Consider the following 18472-nt stretch of genomic DNA (forward strand, 5'->3'; position numbering starts at 1 on the left):
AGGCGATGCTGATAGGTCAAGCAACGGCGCTGCAAACCATCTTCGTGAGCCTTGCCAAGCGGGCGCACCATCAACAGTATCAGCGGCACCTTGAGGCGTTTTTGGGGCTTGCCTTGAAAGCCCAGGCGCAGAGCCGAGCCACCATTCAGGCGTTGATTGACCTGAAATTTCCCCGGCAGGCCACGTTCGTGAAGCAGGCCAACATAGCCCACGGACCCCAGCAAGTGAACAACGGTATCCAACAGGTATCCAGCGAAACACAGCAAAACGTCAGCAGGCCAGAGGGTGCTACGCGCGCGCTGGAAAACCAGACTGAGCAAAACGAACTATTGGAGGGAGGTACGCATGTCAGAGGAACGCACACCATTACGCACATGGACGCCAGAGCGGCGGCAGCGGCAGCGCGAGGCAATCCAGCGATGGAAGCCCTGGCAGCAAGCCACCGGACCAAGAAGCGCTGCAGGTAAGGCGGCATCGGCGGGCAATGCCTACAAGGGCGGGCACCGGGCGCAACTGCGGGAACTATCCAAGATGGTCAACGCAGAGGTGCGGGCAGCGAGGAAGCTGGCGGTCTTTCTAACGACAGGAGACCGTTAGAGGGCGATCACGCCCGATATTCAGAAGCCAAGACGTTTGCAGGTCGGCTTATCCACGAGGACTTCCCCCAGCTTTTCGCCGTATGTGTTGCTGTACGAAAATGTGTAAGACAGGCCGCGGTCGAACGCTGGGTTCTTAGCATTCTGGCTGCAAGCACCTGGGACTATTTCGGCATTGGTGGCGTCTAGCCACTCCTTGACTTTGATGGGCGACAGACCCTTCTTTGTCTTGATGACGTTTTCAAACCGGACATTGCGGCCGACCGCCACGGCATTAAAAGACACGGTCATATCGTTCAAGTGTGCCTGCCTGTTCGCGTTGCTCTGAGCGGCAATGCTTTGTGCAATTTCTTCGATTTGCTTGATCTGCGCTGGACTCAGGCTTTGAGCCTGGGAGGCCAGACTGGCAGAGGCGACAAGAAACAATAACGTGTTTTGAGTAAAAGTCATGAGCAGGATCATAAGCAGCCAATGCCGAGAATCGGGCAGCGCGTGACCTGATAGCAGAGTGCCGTCAAGCTTGAAGTACGCAGTCTGCTACCCAGTCAATTGAGGCTTTGGCGCGTTCGTTAACCAAGCCTATATGGCGCACAAGGAGTCTTCATGGAGAAGTGGGAATATGAAAAACAGCAGGAGCTGATGAAGCGAAACGCTACCTTCCAGCAAGTCACCAGCAATCACTTGGAAGCTATCGAAAGAAAGCTAGACAAGCTGAACGAGTCTGCCTCGAGCATTGAACGATGGACCGCCTACTGTGCTACGGCGGCGATTGTTTTCCTAGCAATTCAGGCATGGCACTGGTACATGTCCTAACCAGTGTCACCCTGTTGGTGGTGCTGCATTCCCATGCCGACACACTGACGGGCAAGGTTCCAGTGATGGTTACGCTTGGCGGCACATCCTCCAGTGGTCGCAAGTTTCCAAAAGTTGCCAAGAGGTTGCCAAGGAAAAGTGGCATCAGGGAGCGGCGCGGTGGTGAAGGTACTCCCTGGCACTTTGCATGGCGAGTACGCAGAGGCGCGAAGATCGGCAGTTTTTCGGTGCCCCTAGGGTTGTAGTTTTTATTGTGTCGGGCTGTGGCTGTCTGTGGCGGCCCTGCGACAACGATTCGCGCATCCTGAACCGTTGGAATTGTCAAAAAGCGGTTTACATTTGAGGGTGAGCGGCAACGCTCCCGGCTTCACCTCCCTGAGCCGGTCCGCTTTACTGCGGATTCCCACCCGGCCCTGTGCCGGGTTTTTTTTGCCTGTGCTGTAGGCTGTGCGCGACACCGTGAGAGAAAGTTTCAGACGCCCAAGCCGGGGCACGTCTGGGCGGGGCAAACCGGGGTATCGAGCTTGTCACCGGGGAACAAATCGGGGCACAAAACGAAGCGACAGCTATTATTCTTCAATAAAAACAATCGGTTATTCAATTCTTTGGAATCCTCTCACCAATTTCGGCAAAAAACTGCTTATAAATCAATAGGTTAGTTTTGCGCAACAAGCTCATTGAAGCAACTGGTGTGTTACACAACACCGGTACACATGCCTTCAGGTCCGAGCTACCTATACCGTAATCGTTACGGTATCTTCTACTTCCAACGACGCATACCAGAGCACATGAGAGCCCTGAAAAGCGGCTCTACGTCTCCGATATTCGTTCGCATATCGTTGCGTACACGCAACATCAGGGAAGCACTCATCAAGGCCAGACGTATGTCATTCGAGTTCGACCAGATTGCGCAGCAGTATTTTCACTCGCCAGAGGACTTCGCGTATGCAATCAAGAAATACCAAGAACTTCAGGCTGCGTATGCTCAGTATCCAAACTACGAAGACTTTTTGGAGCACTATCAAGATAGTGCTGAAAATGAGTTTGGAAAGGTTGATGATGCTACCAGTAGATTTACCGCTTGGGCAACAGCAGTTGGTCTATACAACAGCGTCATTCGACAAGCCAGAACTTCTCCACAACAACTCAGTAGTAGCCAACCAGAACTTAAGCAGGCCAATGGACTGATACCCATTGCTCTTTCTGCAGCTTTCGAGAAGTTTATAAAGGAAAAGCAACAGACCTGGCGCACCAGCAGTGATATGGAAACAACCTACAAAAGAGAGGTATTTCCCTTGTTATTAGAGATTTCTGGGGATATCTCCACTACTGATCTATCCACTAAACAAATCATTGAATACAAAGAAGCCGTACTTCAGCTTCCCAAAAACAGAAGAAAGAGTCCAAAGTACAGACACCTGAGCCTAAGTGAACTTCGGAAGTTGACCATTCCGGACGTCGATCAACTGAGCAAAACCACCAAAAAGAACTACCTTGATCGCTGCATCAGCTTCTTAGCCTTTCTAGAACAAAATAAATATTGCATAGAAAATCTAGGCAAACCGATGGAAGGCGTGGTTAAAAAGGTTACACGACAGAGTGATGAAAAGAATCAGTATACAGACGAGGACCTAGCCAAGTTGTTCAACAGTCACGACTACAAAACGGGTGGTCATAGCGAACCATTCAAGTTTTGGGTTCCACTGATCGCACTCTTGAGTGGCGCACGTCTCAACGAAATTTGCCAGTTGCATCTTTCTGACATCAAGTCAATCGACGGAATTCATGTTTTCGACTTCAATGAAGACAATCCGGAAGCAACACGAAAAAGCCTCAAACGACATTTTCACAAGCGACAGTTTCCAATACACCCGAAGCTCATTGATCTAGGGCTCCTAGAATTTGTCGAAACAATGCGCATCTCAAAAGAATCCCGACTATTCTCAGAGTTGCCATACAGAGGGGAGAATAAATATGCAGACAAGGCCCAGAAGTGGTTTAACAAAACCTATACAAACGAGCTAAACTGTAACATTCTCACCCCAAAAACGTCATTTCACTCACTGCGTCACAACTTCATCAGCTTCATTTCTAACAAGCTAAATGCCCCTGAATCGACATTCGCCTATTATGTCGGCCAGACGCCAAAAGGTGGGGTCACGACGGCTCGATACTCCAAGCCAGAAGACTTGAAGGATGCATACAAGCTTTTCAGCAAGGTAGATTTTAGCAAAGCGATTGACTTTAGTGCGATCAGAGGATGGAAACATCATGAATTCGCACGTTGTGCATCTAGCAAGCAATAATTCATCGAACCAACTTCGAAGGAATTCAGCAGGCCTGCCTACTTCAAGACTCAGCTCCGCCTATAAATTAAGTCCAAGTGATTGATTTCACTTGGCTTTTTGCCTTCTAGGCAACTCCAGTTAAACTGAAAAGCACACTCTTGACGTCGGTGCTTTAGCATTCTGTAGGTGCGCCTCACGACTAGGCTTCTGAGTAGGCGATCTTCCAATCCCTTGCGCAGTGAGTGTAGTAATCGACGATGCTCCAGACGACACCAACCGGGCGATACAAAGAGCCATCGAGTTACCGTACATATAGATTAGCCTAGTGACGATAGATAATTTTATCAAGTTATTTCAGCCTGTTGCAACCAACGAAATATGTTGGTTAGACTACTTCGCTGCACTTGTGGTTTCTATTGTTGAAATTTTGGCAAGGGATTTCGACTAATTAAACCCCACATATCATCACTTTTCTCAGACCCACGTGCACCGATGGCAATAAGATGGGCTTTCGTTTGCTCTTCATTGCAACCAATTACCGAGGACAAAGTAGACAATTTTCTCCACTGAAAAGTCTCATCTTCAAGTAGATTTCGTAACAACTTTTGGCGGTACCTATCAATACGCCGCTGTGTCTTACCTCGAAGACAATCCTGCAGCAGGTTACCCAAAACAGTAACAATCACGCCAACAACGGCACCAAAAACACCCGTCAACGCTATCCAAAATTGGGTATCTGCTGCAACTTTTTTTGCTAGAAGTGAAATTTCAATTTCAGTCATCCACACAGCCTATATGATCGATAGTTCATCCCTGAATCTTACCGGACGGGATAAAGCGCTTTAACTAAAATTACCTCTATGCTCTCGACAATTATCGGCAAATAAATGTAATTTTCATCCACTCAAACTGCTTGACTGGGCGAATGATGTTTAACGTAACCATTTCCTTGGGTCCGCACTTCTCTCTGGCTCGCTCCAAACCCGTTTCCAGTCTATACCCCTCAACAATAAACTGGCCGCCACCCAAATCTATTGGTTCATGAGAATGCCCCCGCCTAAAACCAGGGGAGGAGCACGCGGAAACCAAAGAAGCAACAATCAACAATTGAAGTATTTTACCCATTTTAGACCCATGCACTATTTGAAAATTTTCAGAACATTTACAAACGACAGAGAATATCTTCGTGATATTCAACCAACCATTTGAGCAAGAAAGACAACTTTTTTGCATCGATTTAGATCAGTCACTTTCTCAGCAAATCGAAAAACAAATGGACTCCGCCTTCAGCAGTATCCGATAGAGGCTTTGACTTGCAGTAGCTATCCATCCATGCGTAAATAGAACTACTGTCTGTTCTTTGAATAGCATCTTTCCCACTCACCATCGCCATCCCAGACAAGTAGCCCATCAACCATGCTTCCGAACCGACTTTCTTACTCCCTCTCTCTGTACGAGACTCAATCCATTGCCCGCAAGAGCGGGCACCAATAATATTGACCTCGTCAGTATTTTCTGCGGCAGCGATGCTCCCTATGCTAAAAACTGCTATCAGCTGGACGGCTTTAATGATCAATCGACTCATATTGGCTTATCCTTTTCTTAACTCATGAGCAGCCGCATTCTTAGTTCCACCAGTTGATTAGAGTTCAATATTTTTATTATTACAACGAAAGTCTGATACCGATTGAATTATAAAATCACCAGCGCAAGAGACATGAATTTCGTGCACCATCAAAGACAAGTGGAGTTGTTTCCATAATACAGATTTCAATGGAAATACTCCACTGCAGGCGACACTGATAATATACAGAATTCAGTACAATCTGTTGGCATACATGACACACGACTTACGGTACCGGGCTCAGCCTCAACTGCAGTACCTCTTGACGCTCGCGGTGCTGATACCAAACTTCGCAGCCGTCTGAGCGATGCTGGCACTGTTCACAGTCCGCCACTGGCGCACCTCAGCCGCATCTGCAACCTTTGGACGACCGAGGGAGGTAGCACCACGCTGGGTTTTACCAGTCTCAGCGAGCAACCGTTTGGCCGTAGCACGTCCCGCAGCAGTTCGTTCAACGATGCGCTTGCGTTCCATGTCTGCCACTTGAGCCAAGACGGCAAGTATCAACTCACCCGCACCTGTCCCAATGCGACCAAGGCCAAGAACCTCGATAGCAACACCTTTGACCATCAAAGACCGAACAGTGGACTGAACATCCAGTGCGTCACGCCCCAATCGATCCACTGCAGCCACGTGTAGAACATCACCTTTTCGGATGTAAGCCAGGAGTTCAGAGAAACCAGGCCGGTCAGCAGCAGGAACGGAGCCAGAAACACCAATGTCTGAAAACTCCATGTCGAACGGACCACCCAGCATCTGACGTTGGGATTCAATGGACTGCTCGGTGGTACTGACCCGGAAGTAGGCGATGGATTGAGACATTTAGGATCAAAAGATATGTGCGTATTATGATCCTGGATCAAAACTCTGTCAAGATACTTTTGAGCTAAATGAATGTGGTTTGACAACCTAGGCTCATTTGGTACACCTAATGAGCCTACCAATGATCAAAATTACCCTACACAACTCTGTATTTACCTTGAGGGCATGGTTACGATGCACCTCACCCTTAATTGCATGAAAACCTCGAATGACAGGCCATCCCAATAAACAACGAGGAAAGGACAGAAGCCAATCACGTCATTGCTTGCCGCCACTCATTTCACGCAATATTTCCCTCGTCCGCTCTTCAGTGGATATGTCGGACTCTTGAGTTTGATCTGTTTCTAAAGAGGTATTTTTTCTGGAGCGTTTGCGACTGCTGTGGCTTTCAACAAACGCAAGAACTTCTTTTTGGGTCTCAGCCGTATACTTGTCGCTGCGACAAACCGGAAAACGGTTGTAAATGTTATCGGCATTACTGCACTTCCCATCGACCGATGGCCGTCCAGCCCCGTCTGTTGGGGCATCCCACGCGTGTGTCGCGCCTTCAAAATGAAGCCAGGAAGTTGCAGTCTTAAGCGACTTCTCTACATTGCACTGTGAGATAGGAGTGGCCGTATCCTTGGACCCAGTAAATACAATTACAGGGCTGAAGTAGGGTCCAAGTGGTGGAGCGTACGTTTTATCAGTTTCCCTGTTCGGGATAGAGCTAAACCAACTCTCTTTTGCATAGCAGTTTGGATATAGAGCAATTCCACCACGGAACAGCAACTTTACCTCCGACTCCAAAGAGTGCCCCTGAGTGAAAGTGCGCAATACTGTCCACCCGCCCTGTGAATCTCCATACAAATATGTCTTGTTTGGGTCGGCCCCTTGAGACCGAGTAAACCGAGCAGCGGCTAGAGCGTCAAGCATACGCATGTTGGCCCCATACTTGGTCCAAGTTGTCCAGTTTTCCGTTATACCTCTGGACCAATATGAATCAAGGATAAGGACATTGGCATCCAAGTTGCGAATAAGCCATTCGGCGGACGCGAAATTACCAGGACTCACTCCATGGCCGCCATGAACAACGATAAATGTGGGCCTACTTGCAATTCGTCCTAGTCGGGGATTCCAACTGGCAATCAAGTTTCCTGCACCGCTGTATGCGGGCACGATACTTGTAAATCGAGCCACGCCGGTTCGCTGCTGGTTGCCATCAATGCTCCAACGATGTTGGATGCTCGGGGCTTGTTGCTGCACGATTGGTGGTTGAAACCGCTGAACATCAACAACGTCATCGTTGGCGTATGCCCTAGCCTCCAGGAATCCAAAAAGGGCGAGTGTGAACCGGAATCCGAGTTGAATATGGCTATTCATCGTCTTGCCCATGGCCAGTGATCGTCACATGATAGAGGCAATCTTGTGATCATAGAGATAGATAGAGGCATCAAGGCCTCTCAAAATTAAGACGCCTTGAACGCATCGCCACATGCAGGACTTTTGAAATTATCAGAAAATTGCTGACCAAGCCAAGCCGCCACATCAACTCTAGACTGAACCAAAACAGTACTATGACTTGCCCCAGTATATTGTGAAAACTGAATATCACTTCCATGCCTGCATGACGGCTGAATAATCGTATCAAGCATGTTTTTCGATATTGATGAATCAGAAGTGCCCCACGCTATAAATAAAGGCCCCGTAGTTTTTCGCTGACCTGCTTGATTCTTCTCGGAATACTTCTTCAGCGCAGGATGCTGAACCCAGGACGATTTAATAAAGTGCTTTGGAAAGCTCACTGCCGATATTAGTGTCGCTCTTAACTCATCCAAACACTGATGTTCTGCGGCAGACATTAACTCCTCTATCTCAGACGACATCTGATCTGAATATTGCAATCCAGGAGTAGCCAGTTTCAAAGTCGCTGAATAGTACAGCATGTAGGCCAACAGCGTCGGCTCAGATACACCAGCTCGCTCAACAAAACGAAAATAACCATGATTAGCACCGTTGCTGGGTGCAAATGCGACAGCACCCTTGTATTGGAGTGGAGAAATATCCAAATTGCCAATCGTCTCGGCGACCCCGACTGCAGCCAAACCACCTTGAGAGTGCCCCATAGCAACAAATGCTCTACTCAACTGCGGATACGAAGAGAATGCAGCTTTCACAGCCTCAATGACATCCCGGGCATTAGACTCTCGATGGGAATAGAAGTGACGTCCAGTCGTGCCCAAACCACTATAGTCAACGGCAACAATCGCATACCCTCTATCTATCCAACCTTGAAGATATGGCCCATATTTGCTCAGATTGTCTGTCATTGAAGGTGCGCACTTCTTCCCAATACCCACCGTGCCAGGTGCCCAAGCAATAATTGGCCAGCCCCCTTTCGGTGGCTCACCTCGTGGAATCGCAACTGCCGCTGTTGCCGGCACAGTCTGACCTAAAGCATCTACTGAGAGGTACATAATACGGCTGCTAGCAGCACCAGTCAGCCGCGAGTTACTATATTCAGCGACCCGCACAAGGGTGCCTGGAGACTTTTCAACTGAAACTCCAGTCACTTCATAGAAGGCATCCATCGCCGATTGCTGTGCAAGGGCACTACTTGAGATGACAATGCAGGCCAATAACGAATAGTTTCGAAGAAATCTTTTGCCAACCAGCATATAGCCTACCCTCTGAAACTTGCTATTCATCAAGGCCGTAAATATATACCCTATCGCGCGACATATTATGGAATCCATAATGCTACTTTTTTTCGATTTTCAGGCCGCAAAATTTCAACTTCAGAAATTGCACTTGCTGCATGATACTGATATGGCGTAAAAAGTGAAGCACTAGGCACCAGTTCCCCGGATCGCCCTTCCCACCTTCTACTGCCTTCCCACCTCCATGACTGTCGAGTTACACGACAGTCGTAGTGCGCCACCCAAACCCACTGCCCAGGCCCAGCCAGTTCCGCCCCAGTCAATCACTGAGCTGGCACTGCCAACAGCCGACTGCACTATATTTGTGACGGCAAATTTGTTCTGTATCGTGCCCCACCAAGCCGCTACTGGCAAGCACGATACGAAACACAGACCGGGCGCTGGCTGCGATTCAGCACCCGCAAACGACGCCTTGATGATGCCAGCCGCATAGGCCTGCGAGCGCTATGGCGAGGCCAGATTCAGAGACCGAATGGGGGCTGGCACCAGCCGTCAAAAGCTTCGAGGAAATCGCCCGAGTCTGTGTTGAGGATATGCTGCGTGAAAATGCTACTCGACACGGCAAGCGTGTGTTCACTGCCTATAGCCCACAGCAACAGCTTCATTCCATCAAGCCCACTGTTTCACGACTATGGGCTTTTCTGTTTGCCTGTACTCAAGCATCCATCTATTACTCGGCTTTGCCATCAATATTGCTCTTCAATTCTCGCCGAACCTTTTGACAACCAGAAGCAAAGTAGCGAATCTGACGCACCAGGTGACTCTTGATCAATCCTGATTTGAAATAGATGGGATTGAACAACCAGACACGGTCGTCTTTCGTGTATGCAGATGGAACCAGGTACTCTGCATTGATCTTGTTGCAGAATTCCAACTTCTCAACATCATTCATGCCTTCAGGCAAGGTGAAATAGGTCGATAGAGCAATGATGCATGGTTCCCTGAAGATGCGAATCCAGTGAGCAAAGACTCCTGGTTCAGTGACGTAAATCTTGTCTTCTTCTTGAATAGTATGCTGGATGACCGATTGCTCCAGCAGAAGTGACAAGTTGACAATCGAGATGTCTTGTTCTTCGATCAGTTCAGACGACAGTGATGTGATGTTGTTCGGCATTGTGTAGTGTTCTTTCATATTCAATGTTTTTGTCGGTCAGACAGCCAGCGGGACAAGTCACAGATGACTGAATGGTCTCTCTCGCGGCCAACATGGTTCTTGGTCAGCGATACAAGCTCGCAGGCCTCTTGAAGTGAGACCCAGCGTATCTCTTGCGTCTCGGGTCCAAATACTTGCGGTTCACCTTCAGGGACACCAACAAAGAAGCTCGTTGTCCCAGTCGTGCCCTCGTACCTGCCTGGAAGAAGACCTATCAAGCGAGAGCGATATCCAGTCTCTTCAAAGCACTCGCGTTTGGCTGTTTGCTGAGGTGTTTCGTAACCTTCTGACCGACCTTTGGCGAAAGACCAGCAGTAGGCCCCAAACCCACCAGAAACGCGTCTGAGCAACGTTTGACGCTCTGGGGATACCAATATCACCCCATAAGACTCAGCGGCCTGTACGCTCATCTTTTCGATGGCTGTCGAACTGTCCCATTCGAAGGCTTCTGGCTCCAGTTGCAGCTGATACAACTGGGTCCAAACCTTGCCATAGACTTTGGCTCGGTCTTTTCCTTGAACCGCCTGGATTTCATTCTTGAAATTGCTGTAACCGATGGAACCAATCATCTGGCTCATCGCAACAGCAAAGTCTGATTTGGACACCTTTGCGCGATAGAGGTAGTCGCTACGGTGGCTTTCGGTAATACACCCTAGAGAGGGAAGGTACAGAAGCCTCAATGCCTCTAGGTCTGATCGTACTCTCGACCGAATGGTCAACTGATCATGTTGTTGGTCTTCTTCCTTTTGAACAATCGAGAAGAAGCCTGCGCCAGTTTGAATCCAGATAGTGTTTACTCCTAGTGTTTCGTATTTTGTTCAATTGCCGCTGGCATCAACCCCTCTGGGCCATAAACCTCATAGATATCTGACGACAGCTTCAAATCCTTTACCGCATATGCGACCCATCCCAAATCAGCCGGTTTGATATTTGACGTCAAAACCCAAGGGCTGAATTGCCTCAGGGAATTTTCACAACACAAAGACATCATTTTCGACTCATGCTCAGGCCTTATAGCCAATATCGCATGATGATGCAGCCTTTCTGGAAAAACATACTCAAAACCACCCACCTTCATTGGGTTGTATGTTTTCACACCTTTTTCTTGATGCTCTTCATAGAACAACAACAGAATTGGTTGATCACTCTTATGCTTCTTAAGCCACTTCCTGTTTTTGAAGATACTCTCAGGTAACAAATGATGCCAATATAGGTCCTTGAATGTTCGACTCAAGAACCTGGGATTGTGATCAAAATCTCCACTTGTTTTATATGTGATACTCATTGAGAACAGCTTGTACCCACTGCTCTCTAAATCACTCATCCAACTAGTAAGTCCTTCAACCCATCTACCCTTCTTACTCTCACCATCACTCACTACCAATAACTTTTCAAATTTCTCACTCTCGCTATCTTCAAACATGTACTCATTCCTTTACTCAATAGAACATCTCCACCATCAACCAAAGGAATGAACAATGTATAGACGCAGCTAATTTATCGACACCCCTATACGATTCGATTCCTTATCTCCTCCGTATCCAAGATCGCTCAGAAACGGACAACTCTTTCGCAATGCAAGCGCATTCACCATGAAAGGAGATTTCACGTTAAACATAATGAAATTGATACCAACCAGGTGTGGTCGGTGACACAGTCAAACTATACTTATCCCAAATCAATCTCAACACTCAGCACATATCTGAATGCATGATTGAACTCTGTCAACTCATCTAAGTTACCTCCCGCAAACAAAAAGGACCGCAAACATCGCTTGCGATCCTTCAACGACTCCTTTGTCAAGACACTTCTAAAGCTTGTTGCTTCTTCAGAAGTTCACTATGTGAAGTTGATGTTGGTTTTCGTCTGTATGTTTCGTCAAATCAAACAAGCTATCAGTATATAGCATTTGATAGTTTTTGTCAATACAAAAATCACTAAGAGACACACTACTTCGATGAAGGTATCAAATCCAGTGAGTTACATGGGTGTGATACATTGAACAATCAACAACCCAAATGCCAGCTGATTCAACGGGCTACGCACAATTGGTCGGGAATCCTCTCACCCCGACCAGATTTTTCACGCAAATCGTGAACAACAAAGCCCCTCATGCAGGGGCTTTCTTATTTTTGTTTTCAGTGTTGTGGGTTGATGGGCGTCAACGCCTGGCCTCTGGTCAAAAAACCGATCAGGTTGTCGGCCGCCAGACGCGCCATGGCCAGGCGCGTCTTCACCGTGGCACTGGCGATGTGGGGTGTGAGCACGACGTTGGGCACGGTGAGCAGATCGGGGTGGACGCGGGGCTCGCCCTCGAACACATCGAGCCCTGCGGCGGCGATGTGGCCCTCGCGCAAGGCCAGGGCCAACGCCGCGTCGTCCACGATGCCGCCGCGTGCGATGTTGACCAGCGTGGCCGTGGGCTTCATCTGCGCGATCTCGGCCGCGCCGATGGCGTGGTGCGATTCGGCGCTGTAGGGCAACACCAGCACCAGGTGGTCGGCCTGGGCCAGCAGCTCGGCCTTGCTGACGTAGCTGGCCCCGCATTCGGCCTCCAGCTCGGGCGAGAGGCGCGAGCGGTTGTGGTAGATCACCTTCATGCCAAAGCCGTGGGCGCCGCGCTTGGCCACGCCTTGTCCGATGCGGCCCATGCCCAGGATGCCCAGGGTGCTGCCGTGCACCTCGGCGCCGGCAAACAGGTCGTAGCGCCACTGCTTCCACTGGCCGGCACGCAGGTAGTGTTCGCTCTCGCACACGCGCCGGGCGGTGGCCATGAGCAGGGCAAAGCCGAAGTCGGCCGTGGTCTCGGTCAGCACGTCGGGCGTGTTGGTGGCCAGCACGCCGTGGGCCGTCATGGCCGGCACGTCGAAGTTGTTGAAGCCCACCGCCATGTTGGCCACGATCTTCAAACCAGGGCAGGCTGCCAGCAAGGCCGCGTCGATGCGCTCGCTGCCGGTGGTCAGTGCCCCCACTTTGCCCTGCAGCCGCGCCACCAATTCGGCCGGCGGCAGCGCGTCCGCGCCGTCGTGGTGATCAACCTCGAAATGCTCACGCAGCAGCGCCAGGATTTCGGGAAAAACGGGGCGGGCAACCAGGATGGCAGGGCGGGACATGGCAAGTCCTTTTGAAGCTCAACGGAACCAGATGAAGGTGATGAGGACGAACAGCGGTATCAGCACCGCACCCGACCACAACATGTAGCCGAAGAAGCTGGGCATTTTCACGCCACGGTCTTCAGCAATGGCCTTGACCATGAGGTTGGGCGCGTTGCCGATGTAGGTGTTGGCGCCCATGAACACGGCACCGGCCGAAATGGCGGCCAGCGTGGGGGCCAGCGTGGTCATCAGCACCTTGGGATCACCCCCTGCGGTGTTGAAAAACACCAGGTAGGTGGGCGCGTTGTCGAGGAAGGAACTCAAAGCCCCGGTGGCCCAGAAGTAAGCGGCCGGATCGGGCGAACCATCGGGCCGGGTGACGGCGGCGATGATGGCGCCAAAGGGCCCATTCACACCGGCCTTGAGCATGGCGATGACCGGAATGATGGTGAGGAAAATGCCGGCGAACAGCTTGGCCACCTCGGCCATGGGGGCCCAGGCAAACTGGTTGTCCACGTGCACCTGAGTGGGCGTGAGTTTGAGCGAGAGCAGCGTGATGCCGATCAGGCCCACGTCGCGCACCAGGCCCGGCAGGCCCACGTCGGTGCCGTGGATGTGAATGAGCACGTCCGACTTCCAGAAGCCGCTGAGCAGCACCAGAGCGACCACGCCGCCTAGCAGCCAGAAGTTCACGCCCCCGTCAAAGCCGATGTTGCGGGTGTCTGGGGTGGGGTCGACCGACTGGCACTCCTCGCGGCGGCGGAAGTACCAGGTGTCCAGCGCAAAGAAGATGGCCAGCAGCGCGCCCACCAGGAACAGCGTTTCGGGGAAGATGTGCGACAACGTCCAGAAGAAGTCCACACCTTTGAGGAAGCCCAGAAACAAGGGTGGGTCGCCCAGGGGCGTGAGCGAGCCACCGGCGTTGGAGACGATGAAGATGAAGAAGATGACAACGTGGGCCTTGTGGCGGCGGTTGTCGTTGGCGCGGATCAGCGGGCGGATGAGCAGCATGGACGCACCGGTGGTGCCCATGAAACTGGCCAACACCGCGCCGATGGCGAGGATGGCGGTGTTCAGACCGGGGCTGCCATGCAGGTTGCCCCGAATGTAGATGCCGCCCGACACGGTGAACAGCGCGGTCAACAGGATGACGAAGGGGATGTACTCGGCCAGCAGCGCGTGCACCAGGCTTTGCGATGCCAAGCCGATACCGAAGAAGGCGGCAAACGGCAACAGAAACGCCAATGCCCAGCCGGCCGCGACCTTGCCGAAATGGTGGTGCCAGAACAGCGGTGCCACCAAGGGCATGAGCGCGATGGACAACAGAATGCCTGCAAACGGCACACCCCACAGCGGAGACAAACCCGCGCCATCAAAATCGGCGGCCCGGGCCAGGCCAGGCAACAACAAGGCGGCCAGCATCAGCGGCCCACGAATCTGACGCATGTCTTCTCCTGGATGGAATGACCGGCCTCTGGGGCCGGTTTGTTTTTGTGATGCTGCGGGAGGCAGCTGGGCTCAAACGGCCAGCAGTTCGACTTCGAACAGCAGGGTGGCGTTGGGCGGGATCACGCCGCCAGCGCCACGGGCGCCGTAGCCCAGCGCGGCCGGGATGACCAGGCGGCGCGTACCGCCCACAGCCATGCCCTGCACGCCCTCGTCCCAGCCTTTGATGACGTGGCCGGCACCCAGGGGGAAAACGAAGGGGTCGTTGCGGTCCTTGCTGGAGTCGAACTTGGCGCCTTGCACGCCGTCGTTGTAGAGCCAGCCGGTGTAGTGCACGGTGACGCGTTGGCCGGCCTTGGCAACGTCGCCGGAACCGACGGTGGTGTCTTCAAACTGCAGACCGGAGGGGGTGGTGTTCATAAAAATTCCTTGAAGGGGTTTATTCGAGCCAGGTGGTGAAGTTCGCCACCGGTTCGCGGGGGGTGTGGAAGGTATTGACCTTGTCGGCGGGATCGGCGTAACCCAACGACAGGCCACACACCAGCATTTCATTGTCGCCCGCGCCCACGTGGGGCAGGACGATGTCGGTGTAATCGACCCAGGCGGCCTGTGGGCAGGTGTCCAGCCCATGGCCACGCGCAGCGACCATGAGGTTTTGCAGGAACATGCCGCAGTCCACCAACGAGCCACGGCCCAGCACCTTGTCGATGGTGACCATGATGCCCACGGGCGCATCGAAGAAGCGGAAGTTGCGCTGATGCTGGGCGTGCATCTTGTCCTTGTCGCCTTTGGTGATGCCCAGCAGGCCATACAAGCCCCAACCGTTTTCGCGGCGGCGGTCGATGTAGGGGCTGACCCAGTTCGTGGGGTAGTAGTCATAGGCGGGCTTGCGCGCGGCGGCCAGGGCCGGGTCGGCGCGGCCAGCGTCGTGGGCGGCACACACCTTGTCCACCAGATTGTTGCGGCTGGCGCCTTGCAACACGTACACCTTCCAGGGCTGGGTGTTGGTGCCCGAAGGCGCGCGGCTGGCCACCTCCAGCAGGTGGGCGATGGCTTCGCGCGGCACCGGCTTGGGCAGGAAGGCACGCACCGACATGCGGCTGGTGATGGCCGCGTCCACGCTGGCCGGATCGATGGCGGCGTGGGCGCCGGCAGAAGGGGGGTTCAAGGACACAGGGCAGTCTCCAGGGTGAGTTTGAGTTTCTCGGGCAAAGGCACGGAGCGGCGTGTCGCGCGGTCCACGTACACATGGATGAAGTGGCCGGAGGCCGCGCACAGCTCGCCATCGGCGGCAAACAGGCCCACCTCGTAACGCACGCTGGAGCGACCGATGTGCGCCACGCGCAGGCCAGCGTGCACGTCCTGCGGGAAGGCGAGCGGCGCAAAGTAGTTGCACTGCGTCTCGATCACCAGGCCAATCACCTCGCCATTGTGGATGTCCAGCGCGCCCTGCTCGATGAGCCAGGCGTTGACCGCCGTGTCGAACCAACTGTAATAAACGACGTTGTTGACGTGGCCGTACACGTCGTTGTCCATCCAGCGGGTACCGATGGTGCGGAACACCGGGTAGGCGCTGCGGGACTGTGGTTGGGGTTTGACGGCGGCGGCGGAACTCATGGCCACCGATTGTGCCAGCGGTGGGCATAGGCCACCGCCACCGCCCAGGTGTTGTGCTGCACCTGCACGGTGGTGGCGATGTCGCGCCCGTAACCCCCGGCCATGCTCATCGCAAGGGGGATGCGCCGCTGCCAGGCCCAGTCGAACACACGGCGGTCGCGCGCTTCGAGGCCATCGAAGCTGAGCTTCATGCGGCCCAGGCGGTCGCCCTCGTGCGGGTCAGCACCAGCCAGGTAGAACACCAGGTCAGCGTCGAAGCGGCGGTCCAGTTCGTCCAGCGCGTGGTCGAGCGCGTAGAGGTAGGTGTTGTCGTCGCAGCCGTCGGGCAAGGGCACGTCCAGATCGCTGTCTTCCTTGCGGAAGGGGAAATTCTTTTCACCGTGCAGCGACAGGGTGAAGACCGTCGGGTCGTTCCGGAAAATGCTCGCCGTGCCATTGCCCTGGTGCACATCCAGATCGATGACCGCCACCCGCAGCCCTCGGCGCTCCGCCTGCATGGCCCGCGCGGCCACCGCCACGTCGTTGAACACACAAAAACCGCTGCCTTTGTCGGCGTAGGCGTGGTGGGTGCCACCGGCGAGGTTGGCGGCGACACCCTCGCCCGCCAACGCGGCCCGCGCCGCCAGCACAGTGGCCCCCGCCGAGCGCCGGGCACGCTCGGCCATGGCCGGGCTCCAGGGAAAACCGATTTCACGTTGAGCGGCAGGTGACAACAAACCCTGAGCCACCGCCTGCACATAGGTGGGCGTGTGCACCCGCAACAGTTCGGTGTCCGACGCCGGCAGCGCCTGCTGCAGTGCGACCTCCGGCCAGTGGCTGGCAATCAGATCGCGCAGCAAACGGTACTTGGCCATAGGGAAACGGTGGCCCTCCGGCAGGGGCAGCACAAACTGGTCGGCGTAGAAGGCTTTCACGGCTGCGATTGTGTCGTGGGCATGAAAACCTGTGCCGGCGCTTGCCGATTAGAGTCTGTGCTTCAAATTGTTGCAACGCAGCAAAAAAGGCTTGCATTGGCCGAGCGCATCCCTATAATTCGAACTATGTTGCAGCGCAGCATGAGAGAAATCCCTCTCCGCCGTGCTGAAAAAAGCCTTCAACACACCCAGGAGCCCTCACCATGCTGACCGCAGAACAAATCATCGCCGCTCAAAAAGCCAACGTCGAAACCCTGTTCGGCCTGACCCAGAAGGCCTTCGAAGGCGTCGAGAAGCTGGTTGAGCTGAACGTGCAAGCCACCAAGGCCGCACTGGCCGAAACCGCCAACAACGCCCAAGCCGTGATGAGCGTCAAGGACGCACAAGAACTGTTGGCCCTGCAAGCCAGCCTGTTCCAGCCCCTGGCCGAAAAGACCGTGGCCTACAGCCGCCACCTGTACGACATCGCTTCGGGCACCGGCGCCGAATTCGGCAAAGCCGCTGAAGCCCAGGCCACCGAAGCCCAGGCCAAATTCATGAGCCTGGTGGACAACGCCGCCAAGAACGCCCCCGCCGGTTCCGAAACCGCCGTGGCCGTGATGAAGAGCGCCGTGTCGGCCGCCAACAACGCCATTGAGTCGGTGCAAAAGGCTGTCAAGCAAGCCACCGAAATGGCCGAAGCCAACTTCAACACCGTGACCGCTTCCGCCGTGAGCGCCGCCAAGACCACCACCGCCAAGAAGCGCTGATCGTCACGGCAGACCGAATTTTCCGGTTGTCTCCTCGGGTCTCTTCGAAATCGGATTTCAGGGACCCCTTCAAGCCCCGCCCACTAGCGGGGCTTTTTTTCGTCTGTCAGTGCCTCATCACACTGCGGATCGGCCTGAGCAGCTGGCGCGCGGCCATTGCCTGTGCGCCAAGCTCACTGCTTTTTGCTGGCACGGGCGTGGGCTTCCATCCCACCAGCGGCCTTCCACTGATTGAAGCCGCCGTAAAGCATGCGGACGTTCTCAAAACCGTCCAGCCGCAGCGCCATGGCCACTTGCGCCGCAAAAGAGCTGGTGTTGCAGTAGACCAAGATGGTCTTGCCCTTGGGCAACTGCGCGCGCTCCGCAAACACCTTGCGCCACTCGATGTTCACCGCCCCTGGAATGTGCTCCTTGGCAAACTGGCCGGCGTCACGCACGTCCAGCACATGGAACTTCTTGTAGTCCTCGGCCGGAATCTGCTCTGCCAAGATGGTGCCGCCGTTGGCATCCACAAAATCGAAATAGGACTCGACGGCGTCAATGACCGGCTTGTCGGCCTGGGCCAGTGCCAGTTGGGGCACCAGGCCCAAACCAGCCAACGCCAGAGCTGCTGTGATTCGTCTCATCCTCATGTTGTCTCCATCTAGGGGTTAAAA

The 18472-nt window shown here is 53.5% G+C and carries 19 protein-coding genes and 1 pseudogene; 4 read left to right on the forward strand and 16 right to left on the reverse strand.

What is annotated here, in order from left to right; translation table 11 throughout:
* Positions 1 to 467: pseudogene (locus tag ACFQU0_RS09185) on the forward strand (hypothetical protein); the annotation flags it as partial.
* A 150-nt stretch (positions 468 to 617) separates the two neighbouring features.
* Here ACFQU0_RS09185 and ACFQU0_RS09190 read toward each other — a convergent pair.
* Positions 618 to 1058 carry a hypothetical protein gene (locus ACFQU0_RS09190; RefSeq protein WP_382200004.1) on the reverse strand — a complete coding sequence of 147 codons (441 nt, stop codon included), beginning with the start codon at positions 1056 to 1058 and terminating at the stop codon, positions 618 to 620.
* Between the two features lie 141 nt (positions 1059 to 1199).
* Between ACFQU0_RS09190 and ACFQU0_RS09195 the strand changes: the two genes are divergently transcribed.
* Both ACFQU0_RS09195 and ACFQU0_RS09200 read left to right on the forward strand, forming a co-directional pair.
* Positions 1200 to 1409, forward strand: coding sequence for a hypothetical protein (locus tag ACFQU0_RS09195; RefSeq protein ID WP_382200006.1), 210 nt, complete (start codon positions 1200 to 1202; stop codon positions 1407 to 1409).
* Between the two features lie 713 nt (positions 1410 to 2122).
* Positions 2123 to 3715, forward strand: a complete 1593-nt coding sequence (locus tag ACFQU0_RS09200) for a DUF6538 domain-containing protein (RefSeq protein ID WP_382200008.1) — start codon at positions 2123 to 2125, stop codon at positions 3713 to 3715.
* Between the two features lie 395 nt (positions 3716 to 4110).
* Here the strand turns inward: ACFQU0_RS09200 and ACFQU0_RS09205 are convergent, their stop codons facing one another.
* The 14 genes from ACFQU0_RS09205 to ACFQU0_RS09270 form a co-directional block, all read right to left on the reverse strand.
* A complete protein-coding gene (locus ACFQU0_RS09205) occupies positions 4111 to 4479 on the reverse strand; it encodes a hypothetical protein (RefSeq protein ID WP_382200010.1) in 369 nt (122 codons plus the stop codon).
* A gap of 464 nt (positions 4480 to 4943) precedes the next feature.
* Positions 4944 to 5282: a hypothetical protein gene (locus tag ACFQU0_RS09210; RefSeq protein ID WP_382200012.1), complete on the reverse strand. Its 339-nt coding sequence runs from the start codon at positions 5280 to 5282 to the stop codon at positions 4944 to 4946.
* 285 nt (positions 5283 to 5567) lie between these two features.
* Positions 5568 to 6143, reverse strand: coding sequence for a recombinase family protein (locus ACFQU0_RS09215; protein WP_382200014.1), 576 nt, complete (start codon positions 6141 to 6143; stop codon positions 5568 to 5570).
* A 258-nt stretch (positions 6144 to 6401) separates the two neighbouring features.
* A complete protein-coding gene (locus ACFQU0_RS09220; RefSeq protein WP_382200016.1) occupies positions 6402 to 7517 on the reverse strand; it encodes a dienelactone hydrolase family protein in 1116 nt (371 codons plus the stop codon).
* Positions 7518 to 7591: 74 nt separating this feature from the next.
* On the reverse strand, positions 7592 to 8800 hold the full coding sequence (locus ACFQU0_RS09225) for an alpha/beta hydrolase (protein ID WP_382200018.1): 1209 nt from the start codon (positions 8798 to 8800) through the stop codon (positions 7592 to 7594).
* Positions 8801 to 9512: 712 nt separating this feature from the next.
* Complete coding sequence (locus ACFQU0_RS09230; RefSeq protein WP_382200020.1) at positions 9513 to 9974, reverse strand: YbjN domain-containing protein; 462 nt, start codon at positions 9972 to 9974, stop codon at positions 9513 to 9515.
* A gap of 2 nt (positions 9975 to 9976) precedes the next feature.
* Entirely contained in the window at positions 9977 to 10573 is a 597-nt protein-coding gene (locus ACFQU0_RS09235; RefSeq protein ID WP_382200022.1) for an NUDIX hydrolase, read from the reverse strand.
* 221 nt (positions 10574 to 10794) lie between these two features.
* Positions 10795 to 11418, reverse strand: a complete 624-nt coding sequence (locus tag ACFQU0_RS09240) for a hypothetical protein (protein WP_382200024.1) — start codon at positions 11416 to 11418, stop codon at positions 10795 to 10797.
* Between the two features lie 715 nt (positions 11419 to 12133).
* Positions 12134 to 13108, reverse strand: coding sequence for a 2-hydroxyacid dehydrogenase (locus tag ACFQU0_RS09245; protein WP_382200026.1), 975 nt, complete (start codon positions 13106 to 13108; stop codon positions 12134 to 12136).
* An 18-nt stretch (positions 13109 to 13126) separates the two neighbouring features.
* Positions 13127 to 14536 (reverse strand): sodium:proton antiporter, encoded by a 1410-nt coding sequence (locus tag ACFQU0_RS09250; RefSeq protein WP_382200028.1) that lies wholly within the window; start codon positions 14534 to 14536, stop codon positions 13127 to 13129.
* Between the two features lie 72 nt (positions 14537 to 14608).
* The gene (locus ACFQU0_RS09255; protein ID WP_382200030.1) at positions 14609 to 14956 is read right to left on the reverse strand and encodes an FKBP-type peptidyl-prolyl cis-trans isomerase; all 348 of its coding nucleotides are present in this window, start codon (positions 14954 to 14956) and stop codon (positions 14609 to 14611) included.
* A gap of 19 nt (positions 14957 to 14975) precedes the next feature.
* Positions 14976 to 15632, reverse strand: a complete 657-nt coding sequence (locus ACFQU0_RS09260; RefSeq protein WP_382200061.1) for a nitroreductase — start codon at positions 15630 to 15632, stop codon at positions 14976 to 14978.
* A 68-nt stretch (positions 15633 to 15700) separates the two neighbouring features.
* Positions 15701 to 16153: an acyl-CoA thioesterase gene (locus ACFQU0_RS09265; RefSeq protein WP_382200032.1), complete on the reverse strand. Its 453-nt coding sequence runs from the start codon at positions 16151 to 16153 to the stop codon at positions 15701 to 15703.
* On the reverse strand, positions 16150 to 17067 hold the full coding sequence (locus ACFQU0_RS09270) for a histone deacetylase family protein (RefSeq protein WP_382200034.1): 918 nt from the start codon (positions 17065 to 17067) through the stop codon (positions 16150 to 16152). The genes ACFQU0_RS09265 and ACFQU0_RS09270 overlap by 4 nt, the downstream gene beginning before the upstream one ends.
* A 203-nt stretch (positions 17068 to 17270) precedes the next feature.
* Here ACFQU0_RS09270 and ACFQU0_RS09275 point away from each other — a divergent pair, with 203 nt between their 5' ends.
* Complete coding sequence (locus ACFQU0_RS09275) at positions 17271 to 17816, forward strand: phasin family protein (RefSeq protein WP_382200036.1); 546 nt, start codon at positions 17271 to 17273, stop codon at positions 17814 to 17816.
* Between the two features lie 173 nt (positions 17817 to 17989).
* Here the strand turns inward: ACFQU0_RS09275 and ACFQU0_RS09280 are convergent, their stop codons facing one another.
* Positions 17990 to 18448 (reverse strand): rhodanese-like domain-containing protein, encoded by a 459-nt coding sequence (locus tag ACFQU0_RS09280; protein ID WP_382200038.1) that lies wholly within the window; start codon positions 18446 to 18448, stop codon positions 17990 to 17992.
* Positions 18449 to 18472: the final 24 nt, after the last annotated feature.

Origin of the sequence: Hydrogenophaga defluvii (assembly GCF_042665235.1) — a bacterium.
Taxonomy (GTDB): domain Bacteria; phylum Pseudomonadota; class Gammaproteobacteria; order Burkholderiales; family Burkholderiaceae_C; genus Hydrogenophaga; species Hydrogenophaga defluvii_A.